Origin of the sequence: Cryptosporangium aurantiacum, from assembly GCF_900143005.1 — a bacterium.
GTDB classification, from domain to species: domain Bacteria; phylum Actinomycetota; class Actinomycetes; order Mycobacteriales; family Cryptosporangiaceae; genus Cryptosporangium; species Cryptosporangium aurantiacum.
In genome coordinates this window covers 125,180-149,963 of the sequence record NZ_FRCS01000014.1, presented here as the reverse complement: position 1 = coordinate 149,963, position 24,784 = coordinate 125,180, and the positions used below count along the sequence as shown (strand labels likewise).

Sequence of the window (24,784 nt, the reverse complement as noted above, 5' to 3'; positions counted from 1 at the left end):
ACAGTTACCCCGCGATAGGCAGGACAGACACCATGCAGCGCGACCTCGTTACCCTGAGTGATTCGGTGCGTGCCGAGAGGTTACAAAAGCTGGAATCGTGGAACAACGACACGCATCCAGCCGCCACCAGCACGGTGCCTGCGGGCTTCGTCGCGCAGCTCGCGGCCACTCCGGACGCGTTGGCGCTCGTCGCGCCGGGCGGTGTCCGGCTGACCTATCGCGAGCTGGGCGAGCGGGCGTTTCAGCTGGCACGCGAGCTGCAGCAGGCCGGTCTGCGGCCGGAGGAGGTCGTCGGGGTCAGCCTGCCCCGCTCGGCCGAGATGGTCGTGTCGGTGCTGGCGATCCTGCTGGCCGGGGGCGCGTTCGTCCCGGTCGACCCGGGCTGGCCGGAGCAGCGGCGCAAGCAGGTGCTGACCGACGCGCGGGTGCGGTTCGTGGTCGGGGCGGCTGCTTCGGAGGACGTCCGGGCCTTTCCGGTCGACCTCGGCGACTGGGCCTACGGGGGGCAGCCGGGGGAGCCGTTCCTCGTTCCGCTGGAGGGCGCCGGGCTCGCGTACGTGATCTTCACGTCCGGATCGACCGGGACGCCGAAGGGCGCGATGATCCGGCACGAGGCGATCGCCGAGCGCCTGCGCTGGCAGGTCGAGGAGATCCTGCATTTCGGACCGGGTGACGCGTCGCTGTTCAAGGCGCCGCTGGCGTTCGACATCTCGGTCAACGAGATCCTGCTGCCGCTGGTGTCCGGCGGGTACGTGGTGGTCGCCGAGGCGGGCGGTGAGCGCGACCCGCAGTACCTACTCGACCTGATCGCGGGCGAGAAGGTCACGTTCGTCTACCTTGTTTCGTCCATGCTGGACGCGCTGCTGGAGATGGCGCGCGGCACCGACGCGCTGGCCGGGCTGCGGCACGTCTGGTGCGGCGGTGAGGTGCTGACGCCCGATCTGTTCGAGCGGTTCCGGGCGCAGCTGACGACGACGCTCTACCACGGGTACGGGCCCGCTGAGGCGACGATCGGCGTCTCGCACGTGATTTACCGCGACACCGCCGAGCGGATCGCCACCTCGATCGGGCGGCCCAACCCGCACACGCAGCTCTACGTCCTGGACGACGCCCTCCAGCCGGTCGCGGTGGGGGAGACCGGTGAGCTGTACGCGGCCGGGTTCCTGCTCGGCCGGGGCTACATCAACGCGCCGGGGCTGACCGCGTCCCGGTTCGTCGCCAACCCGTTCGGCGCGCCGGGATCGCGGCTCTACCGCACCGGTGACCTGGCACGGTGGACCGGCGACGGGTCGCTGGAGTTCGTCGGCCGCGCCGACAACCAGGTCAAGATCCGCGGCATGCGGCTGGAGCTGGAGGAGGTCGAGGCCGCGCTGTCCGGGCATCCGGACGTCCGGCAGGCCGCGGTGATCGTCGCGAAGGTGCCGACGGACCACCTGGTCGGGTTCGCCGCGGGGCCGTCCACGCTGACGCCGGACGCGTTGCGGGCGTGGTGTGCCGAGCGGCTGCCCGAGTACATGGTGCCGAGCGTGTTCGCCGTGCTGCCGGAGCTGCCGACCACGACGAACGGCAAGGTGGACCGGGCGGCGCTGGCTGACTACTCGGTGGGGCCCTCGGCGGGTTCCCGCGCGCCCCGGACACCGACCGAACAGGCGCTCTGTGACGTGTTCGCGTCCGTCCTCGGAGTCACCACCGTAGGGGCGGACGACGACTTCTTCGCGCTCGGCGGCGACAGCATCGTCGCGATCGCGGTCGTCCGGCAGGCGCGCAAGGCCGGTCTGCGGGTGCGTCCGCGAGACCTGTTCGCGCGGCCGACCCCGGCGGCGCTCGCGACCGTGGTCACCGCCGTCGAGGCGTCCGCCGGCGTGGCCGCCGACCGCACCGGCCTCGTGCCGCCGACGCCGATCACCGAGTGGCTGCAGGACGCCGGGCCGGCGATGGACGGGTTCTTCCAGGGGATCGTGCTGCGCACGCCGGCCGGCCTCACGGCCGAGTCCCTGCATGCGACGGTCGACGCGGTCCTCGCGGCCCACGACGCGTTACGCACCCGAGTCGTGCCCGCGCCCGGCGGCCGGTGGGCGCTCGAGGTGCAGCCTGTCGGCACGCCCTCAGCAGCCGACGTCGTCACGATCGTCGACGGTGCACCCGACGACGCGGCCGCCGTCGATGCGGCGGTCGCCGCACTCACCCCCCACCTCGTCCACTTCTCGTGGCTACCGGGCGCCCCCGAAACAGCAACGTGTGGTCACGAGGGGCGGCTCATCGTCGTCGCGCACCACGTGATCGTCGACGGGGTGTCGCTGCGGGTCCTCGCGGAGGACCTGGCCACCGCCGCGAGCGGCGCCCCGCTGCCGGCGCCCTCGACGTCGATCAAGGACTGGGCCGCGGCCCTCCGCGACCGCACCCGCGCGGGCGCGTTCGCCGACTCCGAGCAGTACTGGCGCAACGCGGTCAACACCCCCGACCCGACGCTCGGGCGGCGCCCGCTCGACCCGGCCCGGGACACCGTCGCCACCGAGCAAGGGCTGCTGGTCTCGCTGCCGCCGGACGTCAGCGCCCGGCTGCTCGGCCCGGTCCCGGCCGCGATCCACGGCGGCGTCAACGACGCGCTGATCGCCGCGCTGGTGCTCGCGATCGGACGGTGGCGCGATTCCTCGGCGCCGGTCCTGCTGGAGCTGGAGGGCCACGGCCGCGAGGAGGACGTGCTCCCGGGCGACCCGCTCGACCTCTCCCGCACGGTCGGCTGGTTCACGACGCTCTACCCGGTGGCACTCCGGGCGGAGGGCACCGACCTCGGCGACGTCGTCAAGGGCATCAAGGAGCAGTTGCGTGCGGTGCCGCACCGGGGCTTGAGCTACGGCGCCCTGCGGTACCTGGACGGGCGTTCCGACCTCACGGTCGCCCCGCAGATCCTGTTCAACTACCTCGGCCGGTTTGCCGCCGACACCCCCGAGCCGTGGTCGCTGGTCGCCGGGGACGACACCGTGCTCGAACGCCGCGACCCCCGGATGCCGCTGCCCCGCGCCCTCGAGATCAACGCGATCGCGGTCGAGGGCCCGCTCGGCCCGGTGCTCGAAGCGCGGCTGACCTGGCCCGACGGCGTCCTGGACGAGTCGGACGTGGAGACGCTCGCCGGCTACTGGGCCGACCTGCTGACCGCGATCGCCACCGCCCCGGACGTCACCGGCTTCACCCCGTCGGACTTCCCGCTGGTGACGCTCTCCCAGGACGACGTCGACACGCTCGCGGCCGAGACGCCGGGCCTGCGTGACGTCCTGCCGCTGGCGCCGCTGCAGGAGGGCCTGTACTTCCACGCCACGTTCACCCCCGACGCCGACCCGTACGTCGTCCAACAAATCATTGAGCTCAGCGGGCCGCTGGACGCCGACCGCCTCCGGCGGGCCGCCGAAGCGCTCTTCGACCGGTACCCGAACCTCGGCGCGGCGTTCCGGCCGGTCGGGGACGGTACGGTCCGCGCGGTCATCGCCGACCGCGCCCCGGTGCCGTGGCGAACCCACGACCTGACCGGCAGCGACGCGGTCGCGGACCGGATCGCGGACATCGCCGCGGTCGAACGCTCCGAGCCGTTCGACCTGGCCCGGCCGCCCGGCATGCGGTACGCGCTGGTCCGGGTGGCGGCCGACCGGCACGTGCTCGTGCAGACCGTCCACCACGTCCTGGCCGACGGCTGGTCGGTGCCGCTCGTCCTCGGAGACCTGGTCGCGCTGCACGAGGGCACACCCCTGCCGCCCGTCACGCCCTACCGGGAGTTCCTCCGGACGCTGGCCGCCACCGAAGCCGACGTCGACGCGATCGCCGACGCGCTGACCGGGATCGACGAACCGACCCGGCTGGCCGCCGTGCTCCCGGCCCCGGCCGAGCCGGTCGACGGCTTCGGGCGGGTTGACCTCGAGCTGCCCGGCGACCGGCTGCAGACCTGGGCCCGCGAGCAGGGCCTGACCGTCAGCAACCTGCTCGCCGCGGCCTGGGGCCTGCTGCTCGGCCGGGCCACCGACCGGTCGGACGTCCTGTTCGGATCGACCGTCTCCGGTCGCTCCGGCGACCTGCCGGGCCTCGACACGATGGTCGGGCTGTTGATCAACACGGTTCCGGCCCGCGTCCGCTGGGGCGCCGACGACACGCTTGCGGACGTCGTCCGCCGCTACGCCGACGCCCAGCGCGGCCTCGTGGAGCACGAGCACGCGGCGCTCGCCGCCGTCCAGCGGCGGGTCGGGCTGCCCGAGCTGTTCGACACGCTGCTGGTGATCGAGAACTACCCGTTCCCCGGTTCGCCCGAGGGTGCAGCGCTGCGCGTCGCCGGGCTGGACGTCGTCGAGGCGCCGCACTACCCGGTGACGCTGATGGCGCGCCCGGGCGAGGTCGTTCGCCTCGCGATCACCCACGACCGGCGACTGCTGGACGCCGCCGGTGCGCGTGCGCTGCTCCAGCGGTACGCCGCCGTGCTCGGCGCGCTGGTCGACACCCCGGACCAGCGCGCCGCCCGGCTCCCCTTGCTCGACGCCGACGAGCGCGACCACCTGCTCGGAGCGGGCGTCGGCGCGGACGCGGGCCCGGTGGACACCGTGCTCGCGATGTTCGCCGCCGCGGTGACCGCCCACCCGGACCACACCGCGGTGGTCGCCGGGGACACCCGGCTCAGCTATGCCGAACTGGACCGGCGCAGCGCCTCGGTGGCCGCGACGCTGAGCGCGGCGGGCGTGCACCGCGGCGACGTGGTTGCGGTGGTGGCTCGGCGGACGGTGGAGCTGCCGGTCGCGGTTCTCGGTGTGCTCCGGGCGGGCGGGGCCTACCTGCCGGTCGACCCGGCGTACCCGGCGGCCCGGATTCGGCTGATGCTCGAGGTCGCGCAGCCCACGCTGGTGCTGACCGACGGGTCGGCCGAGGTCGACGCCCCGATGCTGCGCATCGCGAACTGCAACGCCGAGCCGTCGGACGTCGTGCGAGTCGCGCCGCTGGACCCGGCCACCGTGATCTTCACGTCCGGCTCCACCGGGCGCCCGAAGGCTGTCGTCGGCACCCACGCCGGGCTGGCCAACCGGCTGGCCTGGGCCCGCCGGTCCTGGACCCCGCCCGGCGACGACATCCGGGTCGCACGCAGTTCGCTGAGTTTCGTCGACGGCACGACCGAGCTGCTCGGCGGGCTGGTCGCGGGTGCCACGATGGTGCTGGCCGACGCGGTGACCGGCGCCGACGGCGCGGTGCTCACCCGGTTGGTGCACGATTCCGGCGCCACCCAGCTGCTCGCGGTGCCGAGCCTCGCGGCGGCGCTGGCCGAGACCGCGTCCGAGCGCCTGGGGGCCGTTCGCCGCTGGATCGTGTCCGGCGAGCCGCTGCGCGGCGACACCGTGCGGGCGCTCGCCGCGGCGAGCCCCGGTGCGGAGATCGTCAACTCGTACGGATCGTCCGAGGTGGCTGGTGACGTTCTGGCCGGACCGGTGCGCCCGGACGAGCCGGTGACGCTCGGCGCCCCGGTGCCGGGTGCGTCAGTCTACGTGCTGGACGCTGGCCTGGGCCTGGTGCCGCCGGGCACCGGAGGCGAGATTTACGTCGGCGGGGTGCAGTTGGCGCTCGGCTACCTCGGGCAGGGTCCGGAGACCGCGGCCCGGTTCGTCGCCGACCCGTTCGGCGCGCCGGGGGACCGGCTGTACCGCACCGGCGACCGTGGGCGCTGGACTCCGGACGGCCGGATCGAGTTCCTCGGCCGGGTCGACGACCAGGTCAAGGTGAACGGGCATCGGGTGGAGCTGCCGGAGGTGGAGTCTGCCCTCCGCCGGGTCCCCGGCGTCGCCGACGCGGTCGCCGCCGTCCGCGCCGCTACCGGCGGCGCGCGCTCCCTCCACGCCTACGTGGTCCCCACTGAGTTGGCGGCACTGTCGCCGGAGGTGGTGCTGGCGGCGCTGCGGGCGGAGCTGCCCGCGCACCTCGTGCCCGCGACCGTCACGCTGATCGACGCGATCCCGCTGCTGCCGAACGGCAAGCGCGACCGGTCCGCCCTGCCCGACCCCGCGTCCGTGCTCACGGCCGAGGAGCCGGCGAGCCCGCGCGCAGAGCAGATCGCTACGCACATCGCCGCTGTCCTCGGGCGTCCTCGCGTCGGCGCCCGCGACGACTTCTTCGTGCTCGGCGGCGACAGCATCACCGCGATCCGGCTCGTCCATCGCCTCGCCAAGGAAGGTCTCCCGCTGTCCACCCAGGACGTTTTCCGCGCCCGCACCGCCGCCGCACTCGACGCGCACCTCGGGGAGACCGTCACCACGGACCCCGAAGCGCTCGGCACGGTGCCGCTGCTGCCGACGCCGGAGCGCTGGTCGGAGCTGGATGACCTGGGCGACTACCGGGTGACCAGCCTGGTCACGACCCCGGCCGGGCTCTCGCTCCCGGTGCTGGAGCGCGCCCTTCAGGTCGTGCTCGACCACCACGACGGCCTGCGGCTCCGCCCCGAGCGGCAGTCCGGCGTGTTCCTCACGCTGGAGGTCCCGCCGCCGGGGACCCGCTCCGCCGCCGACGTGCTCCGCCGCATCGAGCTGCCAGACCCAGCCGGCGCGTCCGCCCTGGACGCCGGCGCGTCCGCCCCTGCTGGCGCCCCATCCGTCCCGGCCGCTGCGTCGGCCTCGGCTGCCGTCGCGTCCGGCCCGACCGCGCTCGACCGGGCCGTCGGCACCGAGTCGGCCGCGGCCGGGATCGACCCGGTGGCCGTGTCCGCATCGATTGCCGTCACCGAGGACGCACCGCTGGCCGTGGTCTGGTTCGACGCCGGTGCCGACCGCGACGGCAGCCTGCTGTTCGTCGCGCACCCGCTGCTGCTCGACGACGCCTCCTGGCCGATCATTCACGCCGACCTCGCGGCCGCCTACGCCGCGACAGCGGACGGACGCCGCCCCCAGCTGCGACCGGTGCCCACGTCGCTGCGGCGGCACGCGCGGCAGGTCGTCGAGGACGCCGGGCGCCCGGAGCGGATCGCCGAGTTCGACACCTGGAAGTCCGTGCTGCGCCCGGGCGCCGACCTCGTGCCCGGAGCGATCGGCGAGGGCGCCACCACCACCCACCGCGCGAGCATCGGCGGCACGGTCGCCGCGTGGCTCGCCGCAGCGCCGGGGGCCACGGCCGAACGCTACGCGCTCGCGGCGCTGCGCCGCGCGGTCGACCGGCTACGGGCCGAGGACGTGCTGCCTGCCGTCACCGACCTGCTGGTGGACGTCGAGCGCACGGCCCGCGACCGGGTCGGCGTCGACGCCGGAAGTGACCTCTCGCGCACGGTGGGGCAGCTCGCGCTGACCGTCCCGGTCCGGTTCGGACCGGCGCCCGAGCCGCGGGACACCCTGCTCGCCGACACCGCGGACACCCTCGCCGCGCTGCCCGACTCCGGCGTGGGCTTCGGCGGGCTGCGTTACCTGCACCCGCGCGCCGGTCGTGCGCTCGCGGCGGCGTCCGCGCCGCAGGTGCTGCTGCGGCTGGCCGGCTTCGGGCAGGCGTCGGAGTGGGAGCGCTCGGTGTGGGAGCGCCAGGTGCTGCCGCCGTCCGGCGATCCGTTCCTCGGCGACTGGTACCTCGTCGAGTGCGATCTCGCCGCTGGCCGGACCGCCGACGGCCCGGTGGTCGAGCTGACGCTGCGCCACACCGCTGATGCGCCGGACGAGCCCGCCGGCGCGCGGCTCGCCGTCGAATGGCAGGCCGCCCTGGCCGAGTTCGCCGAAGCCGCTCTCCACGCCGAGCAGAGCACCCAGCACCCCGCCCACGGCGGAGCACCCGCCGCGGCCCAAGGCCGGCCCACCGGCGGCCCCCCGCCTGCTGGCGGTGCCTCGGCCGCCGATGGCGCCCCGCGCGCGGCGGCCACGCCCGCCGGCGAGGCAACGCCTGCCGGGCAGTCGGGCGCCGGGCGGCCGGGCGCGGGCCGGTCGGCAGCGCAGGTGCGGCTCACGCCGGAGCGGCTCTCCACGGTGAAGCTCACGCAGGACGAGATCGACGCCGTCGTCGCGGCCGCTCCCGTGCCGGTCGCCGACCTCTGGGGCCTCTCGCCCCTCCAGCGGGGCGTCTACTTCCAGGCGTCCTACGAGGGCACCACCGGCACCTACGTCGCGCAGAACGTCTTCCACCTCGACCGCCGCCTCGACGTCGACGCGCTCACGCTCGCGTTCCGCGCGCTGCTGCGCCGCCACCCGACGCTGCGCGCCGGGTTCACCGCCACCGGTCTGTCCACTCCCGTCCAGTACATCGCGGCCGACCTCGACGCGAGGGTCACCGAGATCGAGGCACCGGACGAGGAAACCCTGAGCGCCGCGATCGCCGAGGACCGCGACCGCCCGTTCGACCTCACCCGGCCACCGCTGGTCCGCCTCACGGTCGTGCACGGCCCGAGCAACCACGACCTGCTGCTGCTCACCCCGCACTTCCTGCTCTGGGACGGCTGGTCCCGCGAATTGGTGCTCCGCGACCTGTTCGCGCTGTACGACTCGCGCGGCAGCCGGGGCGCGGTGCCGGACGAGGGCGCCGGGTTCCCCGACTACCTGCACTGGATCGCCCGTCAGGACGCCGACGCCTCCCGCCGCGCTTGGTCGACCGCACTGTCCGGACTGGAGCCGACGCTGCTGGTCCCGGCCGCGGTCGGACGCGAGCCGATCCTCTCCGACCGCGTCCTCGCCGCGCTGCCCGCCGACGTCACCGCGCGGCTCGGCGACCGGGCCCGCGCAGCAGGCGCGACGCTGAACTCGGTGCTCACCGCCGCGATGGGCCTGCTGCTCGGCGCCGAGACCGGCAGCGCCGACGCTGTGTTCGGCACCACCGTCGCCGGGCGCCCTGCGGACCTGCGCGGCGCCGAGAACGTCGTCGGCCTGTACTTGAACACGGTGCCGGTGCGGGTCACCGCCCGCCCCGACGCGACCGTCGCCGACCTCGCCCGCCGCGTCCAGGACGACCGCGTCGACCTCACCCCGCACGACTACCTGGGCCTCGGCGACATCCAGCGGGTCACCGGTGCGGAGCAGCTCTTCGACACGCTCTACGTCCTGCAGAACTTCCTCGCCGACGAGACGTTCAGCGACCTGGAAGCCGCCCAGGGCATCACGGCCGTCGACTACCACGACACCACGCACTACCCGCTGACCTGGGTCCTCACCCCGGGGGAGCGGCTCGCGGTGAAGCTGGAGTACCGGCCGGACCTGGTGACGGCCGCCGAGGCGCAGTCCCTGATGGACCGCTTCACCCGCCTGCTCACGACGCTGGCCGACAGCCTCGACCGTCCGGCCGCGAGCCTCGACCTGCTGCTCGACGCCGACCGCGCCGCGCTGGCCGCGGACTGGGCGTCAGGCGCGCACGACATCGGCGACGCGACGATCGCGGACCTCCTCGCCGAGCGCGCCGCCCGGATCCCGACCGAGACCGCGCTGGTGGCAAAGGAAGGCACGGTCACCTACGCGGAACTGGACGCCCGGGTCAGCAAGCTCGCCCGTCTACTGCGCGCGAACGGCGCCGGGCCGGAGCGGATCGTCGCGCTCGCGCTTCCGCGTAGCGTCGATATGGTCGTTGCGTTGTTCGCGGTGCTGCGGTCCGGCGCGGCCTACCTGCCGCTGGAGCTCGACCACCCGACCGAGCGACTCACCGACATCATCGACGACGCCCGCCCGGCGCTGCTGCTGACGACGAACGCCCATCTTGCCCTCGCCGACGCTCAGCACACGTTCGGTGGCCAGGTGCTCGTCCTGGGTACTCCGGCGGTGGAGGCTGCCCGCGCCGCCCAACCCGCGGGCCCGCTGCCCGCCGCGGAGGGGTTCACGCTCGACCACCCCGCGTACGTGATCTACACGTCGGGCTCCACCGGTAAGCCGAAGGGCGTCGTCACGCCGTACCGCGGGCTGACGAACATGCAGCTCAACCACCGCGCGGAGATCTTCGACCCGACCGTGGCCAGGGCCGGCGGCCGTCGCCTGCGGATCGCCCACACTGTGAGCTTCTCGTTCGACATGTCGTGGGAGGAGTTGCTCTGGCTGGTCGAGGGCCACGAGGTCCACGTCTGCGACGAGGAGCTGCGCCGGGACGCCGTCGCGCTGGTCGCGTACTGCCAGGCGAACCGGATCGACGTCATCAACGTGACGCCGACCTACGCCCACCACCTGTTCGACGCCGGGTTGCTCGATCCGGCCGGCTACCCCCCGTGCCTGGTGCTGCTCGGTGGCGAGGCGGTCAGCGACACCGTGTGGGAGCAGCTGTCCGCGCCGGACGGCCCCGCCGGTTACAACCTGTACGGCCCGACCGAGTACACGATCAACACGCTCGGCGGTGGCACCGCCGACTCGGCGACGCCGACCGTCGGCACCCCGATCTGGAACACCCGCGGCTACGTGCTGGACGGGTGGCTCCGGCCGGTGCGGCCGGGCGTCGTCGGTGAGCTGTACATCGCCGGGGCCGGTCTGGCGCGCGGTTACCTCAACGCGTCCGGGCTGACCGCGAGCCGCTTCGTCGCCGACCCGCACATCCCGGGCGGGCGTATGTACCGGACCGGTGACCTGGTGCGGCAGCGGCCCGATGGCAACCTCGATTTCCTCGGCCGCAGCGACGACCAGGTGAAGATCCGGGGGTACCGGATCGAGCTGGGCGAGGTCGAGGCCGCGCTGTCCGCGCTGCCGGAGGTGCGCCAGGCCGCGGCCGTGGCCTGGACCGACCCGGCGACGAACACGAAGCTGCTCGCCGCGTATCTGGTGCCGGCGGGTGACGGCGCGGACCTGCCGCTGAAGGTTCGGGCCACCCTCTCCGGGCGGCTGCCCGACTATCTGGTGCCGACCCGGTACGGCGTGGTCGACGAGTTGCCGCTGACCGTCAACGGCAAGCTCGACGTCAAGGCGCTGCCGGTGCCCACGCCGCCCGGTGGTGGCCGCACCAGGGCACCGCGGGACGCCGCCGAGACCGTGCTCTGCGACATCTACGCCGACGTGCTGGGGCTGCCCGAGGTCGGCATCGACGATGACTTCTTCGCGCTTGGTGGGGACAGCATCTCGTCGATCGCGGTGTCCGGTAAGGCGCGCGCGGCCGGGCTGTCGCTCACCCCGCGCGACATCTTCCGCCGCCGGACCGTGCAGGCGCTGGCGGCGGCACTCCCCACCGGGCCGGTGACGGCGGCGCCGGCCACCGTCGACAGTGGCGTCGGGACGGTCGCGCTGACGCCGATGCTGGCCGAGACCGAGCAGGCCGAGACACCGCTGAGCGGCTTCTACCAGTCGCTCGTGGTGCGCACCCCGGTGACTTTGCAGCGCGATCAGCTCGAACAGCTCCTCCAGGCGCTGGTAGACCGCCACGACCTCCTCCGAGCCCGCCTGACCCACCCCGCCGAGCCCGCGCCCGCGCCCGCCGCGGAGGCCGGCCCTGCCGCGCCCGCCGGGCCCGCGCCCGCCACGCCCGTGCCTGCGGGGGCTGAGTCCGCGGCGGCCGCGGCCGGGGGCTCCGGCGCTGACGCGCCCGGCTGGGCGCTGGAGGTGCCGCCGGTCGGCGCGGTGGATGCGGCGTCGCTGCTCGTCGCGAGCGGCACGCTCGACCCGGAGGCGACGGCGGCGCAGCTCGACCCCGCGGCCGGCGTGATGCTCCGCGCCGTGTGGGATCCCGCCACCCGGCGGCTGCTGCTCGTCGTCCACCACCTCGTCATCGACGGCGTCTCGTGGCGGATCCTCACCGCCGACCTCGCCACCGGCTGGAAGCACCTGCAGGCCGGCGACGCCGTGCACCTGGACCCCGTCCCGACGAGCTTCCGCACCTGGGCGGACCTGGTCCGCGGCGCGGACGTCGAGCCCGACCGCGCGTACTGGCGGGACGTGCTCGCCACGCCCGACCCGCTGCTCGGCAGCCGCGCGGCCGACCCGACCGTCGACACCGGCGCGACCGTGGCGTCGGTGAGCTTCGAACTGCCGCCCGACGTCACCGGCGACCTGCTCGGACGCGTCCCGGCAGCGATCCGCGGGCGAGTCAACGACGTCCTGCTCGCCGGGTTCGCGCTCGCGCTCGCCGAGTGGCGGCGCGGCCGTGCGCCCGAGAACAGTTGGGGTCACGAGACGAGCCCGACGCTGCTCAGCCTGGAGGGCCACGGCCGCGAGGGCGAACTCTTTGACACCGCGCCCGACCTCTCCCAGACCGTCGGCTGGTTCACCGCGATCCACCCGGTCCGGCTCGACCCGGGCACGCTGCGCTGGGACGACGTCGTCAGCGGGGGCCCGGCGCTGGTGGCGGCGGTCAAGGCGGTCAAGGAGCAGCTCCGCACGATCCCGTCCAAGGGCCTGAGCTACGGCGTCCTGCGCTACCTGCGGGGCGGCGACGGCTGGGACACCCGACCGCAGATCCTGTTCAACTACCTCGGCCGCTTCGGCGCCGACCCGGACGAGGACTGGGCAGGCGTCGAAGCGCTCCGCGAGGGCGTCGACCCGAGCAACCCCGCGATGACCCTGGAGGTCAACGCACTCGCCCAGGACGGCCCGGACGGCCCGACGTTCACCGCCACGCTGGCCTACCCGACCGGTATCTTGCGCGCGGACGAGGTCAGCGCGCTCGCCGACCGGTGGTCGGACGCGCTGCGCGCGCTGGCGCGCTGCGCCGACCTGGCCGGCGCCACCCCGTCGGACTTCCCGCTGGTTTCGCTCCTCCAGGCCGATGTGGACGCTTTGGAAGCGCACCCGTCCGGGCTGCGAGACGTCCTTCCGCTGCTGCCGTTGCAGGAAGGCATGTACTTCCAGTCGAGCATCGCCGACGCGGGACGGGACAGTTACGTCGTCCAGCAGGTCGCGCGGCTCACCGGCCGGGTCGATCCAGCCGCGCTGCGGCGGGCGGTCGAGGCGACCGTGGCACGGCACGACGCGCTGCGGGCGAGCTACCGCCCGCTGATCGACGGCCGAGTCGTCCAGGTGATCGCCGACCATGTCGACGTTCCCTGGGCCGAGTTCGATCTCTCCAGGCCCGATCCGGCCGGCGCCGATCCGACCGGCGCTCCCGGCGGCGAGACCGGGACCGTCGGCGGCGACCCTGGGACCGCCGGCAGCGACGCCGGGTTGGCGGGCGCCGAGGCCGGGACGGCGGCGCGCTCGGTCGAGCTGGAGCGCATCTGTGCTGAGCAGCTCGCCGCACCGTTCGACCTGGCCGAGCCGCCGCTGCTGCGGTACGCGCTGGTGTCACTCTCGGAGAACGAGCACCGGCTGGTCGAGACCATGCACCACCTGCTCGCCGACGGCTGGTCCTACCCGCTGGTGTTCAGCGACGTCGTCGAGTCGTACGAGCGCGGCCGGTCTGGTGCCGGGTACGCGCTGGCCGAGCCGCCGGTGACGTTCGCCGATCACGTCGCCGCGGTCGTGGGGCGCGACCGCGACGCCGCGCGGGAAACCTGGGTGCGCGCGCTGACCGGCGTCGAGCCGACCACGCTCGTGCCGGTCGACGCGAGCTACGTCCCGGACCGGCACGACAGCGCGTTCCGAACGCTCACCATGGAGCGCGCTGACGCGCTGACCGCCGCTGCCCGCGCGCACGGCGTCACCGTGAGCACGTTCCTGCACGGTGCCTGGGGGCTGGTCCTCGGCGGACTGCTCGACCGCGACCGGGTGGTGTTCGGCTCCACGGTGTCCGGACGCGGCGGCGAGCTGCCGGGCGTCGAGAACATCGTCGGGCTGCTGATCAACACGATCCCGGTGCCGATGCACTGGACGCCCGCCGAGACGCTCGGCACCGTCCTCACCCGCCTGCACGACCAGCAGACCGACGTCCTCGACGTGCAGCAGGTCGGGTTGGCGGAGCTGGCCCGCGCGGTCGGCGTCCGGGAGTTCTTCGACACGATGGTCGTGGTTGAGAACTTCCCGGCGGTCCGGGGCTCCGACCGGCCGGACGAGCTGACCGTCGAGGGGTTCACCGGCACCGACTCGCCGCACTACCCGCTGGCGCTGGTCGCGTTCCCCGGCGAGGGCCTGACGCTCGAGCTCAAGTACGACGTCGGCCTGGTCGGTGCGGGCGACGCCGAGCGTCTGCTGGCCCGGGTCGAGCACGTGCTCGATCAACTCGTCGCGGGCCTCGACACCCCGGTCGCGCGCCTCGACCTGCTGCTCGCCGACGAACCGCGACCCACGCCCGGTGCCAGCGCGACCGATCGCGGCCAGATCGAGACCGGGGCGCGGCCGGACGCCGCAGCGTCCGTGGCCGGTCTCGGGCTGATCGCGACGCTGGTGGACGCGTTTGCGAGCGCGCCGACGGCGGCCGACGCGGTTGCGGTGAGCTACCGGGACACCGCGTTGACGTACGGGGAGCTGGATGCGCGATCGAACCGGCTCGCCCGGCTCCTGATCGCGCGGGGAGTGGGCCCGGAGGACCGGGTCGCGATCGCCCTGCCCCGCTCCGCCGATCTCGTCGTCGCGCTGCTCGCGGTGCTCAAGGCGGGCGCCGCGTACCTGCCCATCGACATCACCGCGCCGGCCGGCCGCCTGCGGTACATCCTGGCCGACGCCGCCCCGGCCGCCCTGATCGGCGAACCGGCCACGCTCGCCGGCCTGCAGTTGCCGGGAGCGCCGGCCACGCTCGCCGGCCTGGAGTCTGCGGTGCCGACCGCGCTCGCCGGCCCGGAGGCCGGGGAGGCGGCCACGCTCGCCTACCCGGAATCCGCGGTGCCGCTGGTCGCGGTCGATGACCCGGCGCTGCGCGAGTACCCCGCCGGGCCGGTCACCGACGTCGACCGGCGCGCGCCGCTGCACGCCGACAACACCGCGTACGTGATCTACACGTCCGGCTCCACCGGCAAGCCGAAGGGCGTCGCGGTCACCCACCGTAACGTCCTGGCGCTGTTCGCCGCGGCCGACGAGCACTTCACGTTCGGGCCGGACGACGTGTGGACGATGTTCCACTCGTACGCGTTCGACTTCTCGGTCTGGGAACTGTGGGGCGCGCTGCGATACGGCGGCAAGCTCGTCGTCGTCGACCCGGACGTCGCGCGGGACCCGGCGCAGTTCCGGATTCTGCTGCGTGACGAGTCCGTCACCGTCCTCAACCAGACGCCGTCGGCGTTCTACCCGCTGATCGAGGCCGACCGCGAGGCGACCGGCGACCTGGCGCTGCGGTACGTGATCTTCGGCGGCGAGGCGCTCGACCTGGGCCGGTTGGCGCCCTGGTACGCGCGCCACGCCGAGGATGCCCCGCGCCTGGTGAACATGTTCGGCATCACCGAAACCACCGTCCACGTGACGTTCCGCGCGCTGTCGGCGGACGACACCGCAGCCGGATCGGTGATCGGCGACGCGCTGCCCAGCCTACGCGTGTACGTGCTCGACCGGGCGCTGCGGCCGGTGCCACCGGGTGTGGTCGGCGAGATCTACGTCGCGGGGGAGCAGCTCGCCCGCGGGTACCTGGACCGGCCGGGGCTGACCGCGAGCCGGTTCGTCGCGAACCCGTTCGGGCCGGGGCGCCTCTACCGTAGTGGCGACACCGCGCGCTGGACCGCCGACGGGGACCTGGTCTACCTCGGACGGTCGGATCACCAGGTGCAGATCCGGGGGTACCGGGTCGAGCTGGGGGAGATCGAGACCGCGCTGCTCGCGCGGGACGAGATCGCGAACGCGGCCGCGGTGGTTCGCCGCGATGACCAGGGACGCGACCGGCTCGTGGCTTACGTGGTGCCGCGTGCTGAGCTCGAGGTGGACGCCGTGCGCGCGGCGTTGGAGGGCACGCTGCCCGGCTACATGGTGCCGTCCGCGATCGTGCCGCTGGAGGCCCTGCCGCTGACCGTGAACGGCAAGCTCGACCGCGCGGCGCTACCGGCCCCGGAGGCCCTGCGCACACGGCGCGGTCGCGCCACCGGTTCCCACGGACCCGCCCCGGAGCCGGCCCGCGCCGGCGGGCCGACGCTGCGCGGGCCGACGGCTGCGGCGGTGGCATCGAGCGGCGATGCCCCTTCCGGTGGCCACCGTCCGGCGGTGGCGCCGCGGCTCGCGTCGATATCGGAAAGGGAAGCGAGCACGGGCCTGCAGGTGCTGCAGGAGGAGTTCGCGGCGGTGCTGGGGCTCGACGTAGTCGAGCCGGACGAGGACTTTTTCGCGCTCGGCGGGGACAGCATCATCGCGATCCAGCTCGCGAACCGCGTCAAGCGGCGCGGGCTGGCGATCAGCCCGCGGGACGTGTTCGTGCACCGGACCCCGGCCGCGCTCGCGGAGACGGTGGCGCCAGCGCCGGTCGTTGCGGCCCCCAGGCGCTCCGACGGTGTCGGTGAGGTGGCGCTGCTGCCGATCGTGAGCCGGCTCGCCGAGCTGGGTGGGCGGATCGACCGGCACAACCAGTCCGAGCTGCTGCTCGCGCCGCCCGGTCTCGACCGGGCCCGGGTGACCGCGCTGGTGGACGCGTTGGTGGCGCACCATGACGCGCTGCGGCTCCAGCTGCATCGGCCGGTGCCGGTGCTGTGGTCGCTGGAGGTGCGTGCGGCCGCCGAGGCGGCGGTGACCGTGGTGGATGCCGTCGGGATGGACTCCGAGCGGCTGCGGGAGCTGATCGGCGACGAGTCGGATGCCGCGGCGGACCGGCTCGACCCGGAGGCCGGCCGGGTGCTGGAGGTGGTGTTCTTCGACCGCGGCCCGGACGCCCAGGGCAGGCTGCTGCTCGTCGCGCACCACCTGGTCGTCGACGGGGTGTCCTGGCGGATCCTCGTCGAGGACCTGGCGCACGGGGTGTCGGAGCCCGCGCACACGTCGCTGCGGTCGTACGCCCGCACGCTCACCGAAAACGCCGGGCAGACCGCGCGGCTGACCGAGTTCGAGCACTGGACGCGTGTGCTCGCGCCCGGTGGTGAGCTGGATCCGGCGGCCTCGACGGCCGGGCTGACCGTGGGCGGCACCCGGGACCACGTCGTGACGCTGCCGCCCTCGGTGACCGCGCCGCTGCTCACCAGGGTTCCGGCCGACGCCGGTGTGGATGTGACCGAGACGCTGGTCGCCGGGTTGCACCGGGCGGTCGCGGCGTGGCGGGGCGACGACCACCCGCTCGTGCTGGACCTGGAGCGGCACGGTCGGGAGCCGATCGACGGAGCGGACCTGTCCCGGACCGTCGGCTGGTTCACCGCGATCGCACCGGTGCGGCTGCCGTCGCCGGAAGCCGGTTCGACCGCGCTGCTGCACCAGGTGCGCGACGCGCTGCGGGCGGCTCCGGACCGCGGTCTCGGGTACGGGCTGCTGCGGTACACGAACCCGCGGACCGGCCCGGCGCTCGCGCGGCTCGGGACGCCGCAGGTGCTGTTCAACTACCTCGGCCGGTTCCCGGTCGGGCGGACCGGGGACTGGGACACGGCGCCGGAGGTGGATGCGCTGCGGGTGGGGTCCGATCCGGACCTCGGTACGCCGTACCTGCTCGAGGTGAACGTGGAGTGCCACGACACCGCCGCCGGGCCGGAGCTTCGGGCGGTGTTCACGTACCCGTCGGACGGTTTGCCGTTGGACGACGTGCGGGTGATCGCCGACGCGTGGACGGCCGCCCTCACCGAGCTGTCCGGGGTGCGGACGCCGCTGGTCGACGTCGATCCGGACCTGATCCCGGCCGACGCCGAGGACGTGTGGCCGCTCTCGCCGCTGCAGGAGGGCCTGTTCTTCCAGGCTCGCTTCGCCGGTGATTCGGACGTCTACGTCGCGCAGAACGCGTTCGACTTCGCCGGGCGGGTGGACGCCGACGCGCTGGCCAGCGCGTACGCCGCGGTGCTGGAGCGGCACCCGGCGATGCGGCTGGGCTTCCTGGCCGACGGGTTGCCGCGGCCGGTCGCGTTCGTCGGGGCTTCGCTCGACCCCGGCGTCACCGTCGTGGAGGGTTCGGACGTGGACGCGGTGACAGCCGCGGACCGATCCGTGCCGTTCGACCTGGCCGCACCACCGCTCTCCCGGCTCACCATCGTCCGGGGGGCGGACGGCACCGACCGGGTGCTGTTCACCTACCACCTGCTGCTCTGGGACGGCTGGTCCCGGGAACTGGTGCTCCGCGACCTGTTCGCCGCCTACGCCGCGTTCCGCGCGGGGTCACCGTGGCAGCCGGATCCGGTCCCGGCCGGTTTCCCCGACTACCTGCGCTGGCTGGCCCGGCAGGACGCTGCGGCGTCCGCGGACGCCTGGCGGACCGCGCTGGCCGACGCCGAGCCGACCGTGCTGTTCCCGGCGGCGGTCGGGACGGCGCCGGTGCTCGCGGAGAGCCTCGCGCTGGAGCTGTCCGCCTCGCGCACCGACGCGGTGGCAGAGGCGGCGCGGAGCTGCGGCGTCACGCTCAACGCGGTGCTGACCACCGCGCTCGGACTGGTGCTGGCCTACGAGGCCGGCGCGCCGGACGCCGTGTTCGGCACCACCGTCGCCGGGCGCCCCACCGAGCTGGACGGCGTCGACGAGGTCGTCGGCGTGTTCCTCAACACGGTGCCGCAGCGGGTCCGGCTGGGCGCGACCGACGCGGTGCGGGACGTGCTGCGCCGGGTCCAGCTCGACCACGTCGACCTGATGCCGCACCAGTACCTGGGGTTGGGCGACATCCAGCGGGCGGTCGGCCGCGGCACGCTGTTCGACAGCCTCTACGTGCTGCAGAACTTCCTCGACGACGACACGTTCACCGACCTGGAGTCCACGCACGGGTTCGAGACCGCGCAGGCGGTCGACGCCACGCACTATCCGCTGACGTGGGTGGCCACGCCGGGGCGCCGGCTGCGGGTGCGGCTGGAGTACCGGCCGGACGTCGTGGAGCGTTCTCGCGCGGAGGCGCTGCTGGCGCGGTTCGGTGCGGTGCTCGACGCGCTGGTCGGCGATCCGTCCGCCGCGCTGGCCGACGTCCCGCTGGGCCTGCCGTCCGAGGACGCGGCGCGGGTCGCGTCGTGGGCGTCGGCGCAGCACGCGTTCGACGAGACGACGATCGCGGAGCTATTCGCCGAGCGGGCCCGGCTCTCGCCGGATGCTCCGGCGCTGACGTTCGAGGGCACGACGCTCACGTACGCCGAGCTGGACGCACGGATCAACCGGCTGGCGCGTTTCCTGCTCTCCCGCGGTGCCGGGCCGGAGACCGTGGTGGGGCTCGCGCTGCCGCGTTCGCTGGACGTCGTCGTCGCGCTGTTCGCGGTGCTCGCCACCGGCGCGGCCTACTTGCCGCTGGAGCTGGACCTGCCGGACGAGCGGCTGCACACGATGATCGCGGACGCGCAGCCGTTGCTGGTGCTGGCGGCGTCCACGCGCCTCGCCGACGCGAGCGTGGAGCTCTTCCCGGACACGTCCGGGTTCTCCGACGCCGCGCTGACCGCGGAGGAACTGGGCGCCTTCGCTCCCGGGACGCCGGGCCGGCTGGACCACCCGGCGTACGTGATCTACACGTCGGGCTCCACCGGTAAGCCGAAGGGCGTCGTCACGCCGTACCGCGGGCTGACGAACATGCAGCTCAACCACCGCGCGGAGATCTTCGCGCCGGTGGTCGCGGCGACCGGCGGACGGCAGTTGACGATCGCCCACACCGTGTCGTTCTCGTTCGACATGTCGTGGGAGGAGCTGCTCTGGCTGGTCGAGGGGCATCACGTCCTCGTCTGCGACGAGCAGCTGCGGCGGGACGCGACGGAGCTGGTGGCGTACTGCCGGGCGAACCGGGTCGACGTGATCAACGTGACGCCGACCTACGCCCAGCACCTGCTCGACCTCGGGTTGCTCGATCCGTCCGGGCACCCGCCGTGCCTGGTGCTGCTCGGCGGTGAGGCGGTGGCCGAGACGCTGTGGGCCGCGCTGCGCGACGCCGATGGCGTTCTCGGGTACAACCTGTACGGCCCGACCGAGTACACGATCAACACGCTGGGCGGTGGCACCACCGATAGCGCGACGGCCACGGTCGGCCGCCCGATCTGGAACACCCGGGGTTACGTGCTCGACGCGTGGCTGCGGCCGGTGCTGCCGGGCGTCCCGGGTGAGCTGTACATCAGCGGCGCCGGGCTGGCCCGCGGATACCTGGGGCGGCCGGGGCTGACCGCGGAGCGGTTCGTCGCCGATCCGTGGGTGCCCGGTGGGCGGATGTACCGCACCGGTGACCTGGTGCGGGAGCGGGCCGACGGGAACATCGACTTCCTCGGGCGGACCGACGACCAGGTGAAGATCCGGGGGTACCGGGTCGAGCCGGGGGAGATCCGGACCGCGATCGAGGAGCAGCCCGGGATCCGGCAAGCCGCGGTCGTGGCGATGGCCGGTACGGGTGGGGCGAAGCGTCTGGTCGCGTACCTGGTGCCGAGCGCCGACGCGGCCTCGGCGGCCGGTGCGGGCTCGGCGGTTGGCGCGGCCTCGGCGGTCGGTGCCGGCGCGCCCGCGGGTTCGGCCGACGCCGCCGGCGGCGGCCTGGTCGAGGCGGTGCGGGCCGCGCTCGCAGCGCGTCTGCCGGCGCACATGGTCCCGTCCGCGTTCGCGGTGGTGGACGCTCTGCCGCTGACCGTCAACGGCAAGCTCGACACCGCTGCGCTGCCGGTTCCGGCGGCGGCCGCATCGAAGTCCCGCCCGCCGCGCGACGAGCGCGAGGAACGCCTCTGCGCGCTGTTCGCCGACGCGCTGGAGGTCGAATCGGTCGGCCCCGAGGACGACTTCTTCGACCAGGGCGGCCATTCGCTGACCGCGATCCGGCTGCTCGGTGCGGTGCGGTCGGAGTTCGGCGGTGACGTCTCGCTGCGGACGCTGTTCGACACCCGGACGCCGGAGCGGCTGGCGGCGGCGCTGACCGACGCGGGACCGGCCGCGGCGCCGCTGAGCCGCCGCCCGGCGGGCGAGGCGCCGGTGCTGTCGGCAGCGCAGCAGCGGCTCTGGCTTCTCGACCAGCTCGACCCCGGCTCCAGCGCCTACAACTACCCGCTGCTGGTGCGGCTGCACGGCCGGCTCGACCTGGACGCGCTGCGCGCGGCGGTGGACGACGTCGTGGCGCGGCACGAGATCCTGCGGACGCTGCTGCCGGTCGTCGACGGCGCGCCGGTCGCCCGCGTGGTGCCCGATCCCCGGGTTCCCGTGGAGGTCGTGCCGGGCGACGAGGCGCTGATCGCCGCCGCCGTGGCCCGCCCGTTCGACCTCGCGCACGAGCTGCCGCTGCGGGTCCTCGCGGTCTCGTCGGAACACGACACCGTGCTCGCGCTGGTCCTGCACCACATCGCGATGGACGAGTGGTCGGACGGGCCGCTGCTGCGCGACCTCGACGTCGCCTACCGGGCCCGGCTCGCCGGCACCGCACCGGAGTTCGACGCGCTGCCGGTGCAGTACGCCGACTACGCGCGCTGGCAGGACGGCGTCCTGGAGGGCCGGGCGGCGGCCGAGCGCGACTACTGGGTGCGCCGGCTCGACGGCCTGCCCGCGGAGATCGCGCTCCCGGCGACCGGCCCCAGGGGATCCGGGCAACCCGCCGGCCTGGTCTCGCTCACGCTGCCGTCGTCGCTGGTGGAGCCGTTGCGAGCGCTGGCGGCGACCGAACAAGCGAGCCTGTTCATGGTGCTGCACGCCGCGCTGGCGACGCTGTTGCACCGGCACGGCGCGGGCGACGACGTCCCGATCGGCAGCCCGACGTCCGGCCGGGGCGACGAGGCGCTCGCCGAGCTGGTCGGGTTCTTCGTCAACACGGTCGTGCTGCGGGCGGACCTGTCCGGCGCGCCGTCGTTCGCCGAGCTGGTGCGCCGGGTCCGGGACGTCGACCTGGCCGCGTTCGACGCCGCGACGCTGCCGTTCCAGCAGGTCGTCGAGGCGGTGAACCCGCCGCGCGAGCCGGGCCGGAACCCGCTGTTCCAGGTCATGATCGGGTATTTCATGCGCCCGGCTGCGGCGGACAGCCTGCTCGGGCTGCCGGTCGGGGAGGCGCCCGAGTTCGCGGCCGATCCGAAGGTCGACCTGAACGTGACGTTCATCGACGGCGGCGACGGGCTCGAGGTGACGCTGGAGTACGACGCGGGCCGGTTCGACGCGGACACCGCCCAGCGGTTGCTCGACCGGCTCGTCGTCCTGCTGACCGATGTGGGCGCACGGCCGGAGACGCCGGTCGGGACCGCGCGGATGCTCACGCTGTCCGACCGCGCCGAGCAGCGCTCCTGGGGCACCGGTGACCCGCTGCCGCCGACCGAGCGGACCTGGGTGGACGCGTTCGCCGCGCAGGTGGGGCTCGCGCCCGAGGCCACGGCCCTGGTCGCGGGGGAGTCCTGGACCTACGCCGAGCTGGACGCCGCCTCCGCCCGGTACGCGGTGCGGCTGGCCGAGCTCGGCGTCGGGCCGGAGAGCCTGGTCGGGATCTCGCTGCCGCGCACGCCCGACCTGCTGGCCGCGGTGATCGGCGTGCTCCGGGCCGGTGCGGCGTACCTGCCGCTCGACCCGGCGTTCCCGGCCGACCGGCTGGCGTTCATGGTGGACGACGCCCGGCCGGCGGTGGTGCTGGTCGACGGGGCGAGCCGGGAGCTGTTCCCGGCGGGCACCCCGGTCTGGGACATCGCGGCGTCGCCGGCCGTCGGCGGGCCGTGGGTCGACCGGCACGTCTCCCCGGAGGCCGCCGCGTACGTGCTCTACACGTCCGGCTCCACCGGGCGGCCGAAGGGCGTCGTCGTGACCCGCGGCGACCTGGACGCGTTCCTCGCCGCGGTGAGCCAGCCGGTGCCGGTCAGCCGGGACGACCGGCTGCTCGCGGTGACCACGCTGTCGTTCGACATCTCGGTGCTCGAGCTGCTGGCGCCGCTGCGGACCGGTGCCACGATCGTGCTGGCCTCCGGTGACCAGGTGCGCGACCCGCTGCTGCTGGCGGACGTCGTCCGCGGCGAAGGGGTCACCGTGCTGCAGGCGACGCCGTCGCTCTGGGCCGCGCTGCTGGACGCGTCCGACGTGGACCTGAGCGGGGTCAGGGCGCTGGTGGGTGGCGAGGCGCTGCCGCCTGCGCTGGCCTCGCGGCTGCACGAGCGGGCCGCGTCGGTGACGAACCTCTACGGCCCGACCGAGGTGACGGTCTGGGCGACCACCGACGACGTGGACGCCCGTTGGGCGGACCGGCCGTCGATCGGGCGTCCGCTGCCCGGCACGCTCGTCCGGATCCTGGACGACGCGCTCAACCCGGTGCCCGCGGGCGTGGTCGGGGAGCTGTACCTCGGCGGGGCGCAGGTCACCCGGGGGTACCTCGGGCGGCCGGGGCTCACCGCGTCCCGGTTCGTCGCCGGACCGTCCGGGCAGCGGATCTACCGCACCGGCGACCTGGCCCGCTGGGCGCCGGACGGCCGGATCGAGTACCTGGGCCGCTCCGACGACCAGGTGAAGGTCCGGGGCTTCCGGATCGAGCTGGGTGAGATCGAGGCGGTGGCAACGTCCCATCCGGACGTCCGGCGCGCGGTCGTGCTCGCGCGGGGGGACCGGTTGGTCGGCTACCTGGTGGGGCCGTCCGAGGTGCCCGCCGGGCTGACGTCCCTGCTGGCGGCGGCGCTGCCCGCCTACATGGTGCCGTCCACCTGGGTCGTGCTCGACGCGCTGCCGCTGACGCCGAACGGCAAGGTGAACCGGGGCGCGCTGCCGTCCGTCGACGAGCGCCCCACGGTGGGGCGCGAACCGGCGTCCCGGCTGGAAGCGACGCTCTGTGCGCTGCTGGCGCGCGCGCTCGGAGTGACCGAGGTCGGGCCGGACGACGACTTCTTCACCCGGGGCGGGCATTCGCTGCTGTTGGTCCGGCTGGCCACGCTGATCCGCGAGGAACTCGGTGTGCAGATGCCGGTGGCCGAGCTGTTCACGCTGCCGACCGCGGCGGCGCTGGCTCGGCGGATCACCGGCGGCACCCCGGCCGGCGACGCGCTGGCCCCGATCCTGACGCTCCGCGAGGGCACGGGCGCGCCGCTGTTCTGCGTCCACCCGGCGAGCGGGCTCGGCTGGCAGTTCGTCGGCCTCACCCGGTACCTGCCGGACGACGTCCCGCTGGTCGCGCTCCAGTCGCCGCGGTTGAGCGGCGGCGCCGCGCCGGAATCGCTGGCAGACGCGGCGACCTCGTACGCCGACCGGATCGAGCAGCGGGCGCCGGACGGGCCGGTGCGGCTACTCGGCTGGTCGTTCGGCGGGGCGCTCGCGCACCGGACCGCGGTCGAGCTGACCGCGCGCGGCCGGGTCGTCACGTTTCTCGGTCTGCTGGACGCGCGCCTCGACGGGCCGGCGTCGGGCGACGTCGCGACGCTGATGACCGAGCTGGGCTACACGGTGCCTGCCGGGGATCTCACCGTGGAGGGGGCGGTGGCGCTGGTGCGAGCCGCGGAGAGCGGCGTCATCGGCGCGCTGGAGGACGCCCAGATCGCGCGGATCGTCGAGACCTACCTGGCCAGCGACCGGATGATCGCGTCGGCGGAGTACCCGGTGTACGACGGCGACGTGCTGTTCGTCGATGCGATGGTGCCGGAGCAGGGCTTCTCCGGCGCGGCGTCGCCGTCGTGGCGTCCGTACGTGGGCGGGGAGCTGCGCGCGGTTCCGCTCCGGTGTGCACACTCCGAGCTGCTGGACCCGTCCACCCTCACCGAACTCGGACCCCTCATCACCGAAGCCCTCACCCGATGAAAAGCGGATCGGTCCAGCTATGTACCTGGACCGATCCGCTTTCATACCGCTCGAACGCGGGTGAAGCCCGGTGCGCGCTCCAGGTACGTCTTGAATCCAGCCGTCCGGTGTAGGCAGCACCGTCCCGTCGGCCGCGACCAAACTCGGGTTCCACAGCACGGGCGGCAGCACCGTGCTGCGGAGGTCCACCTCGCGAAGTTCCGCCTCCGGCACCGCGCGCACTCCGTCGGCTATTTCTTCGATCACCTGACGCAGCCGTG

Annotated in this window: 1 protein-coding gene; it reads left to right on the top strand. The window is 74.3% G+C overall.

Annotated elements, in window-relative coordinates:
• Positions 1–65 precede the first annotated feature (65 nt).
• The gene (locus BUB75_RS46670) at positions 66–24,524 is read left to right on the top strand and encodes a non-ribosomal peptide synthase/polyketide synthase (protein WP_178380053.1); all 24,459 of its coding nucleotides are present in this window, start codon (positions 66–68) and stop codon (positions 24,522–24,524) included.
• The last annotated feature ends 260 nt before the right edge of the window (positions 24,525–24,784 follow it).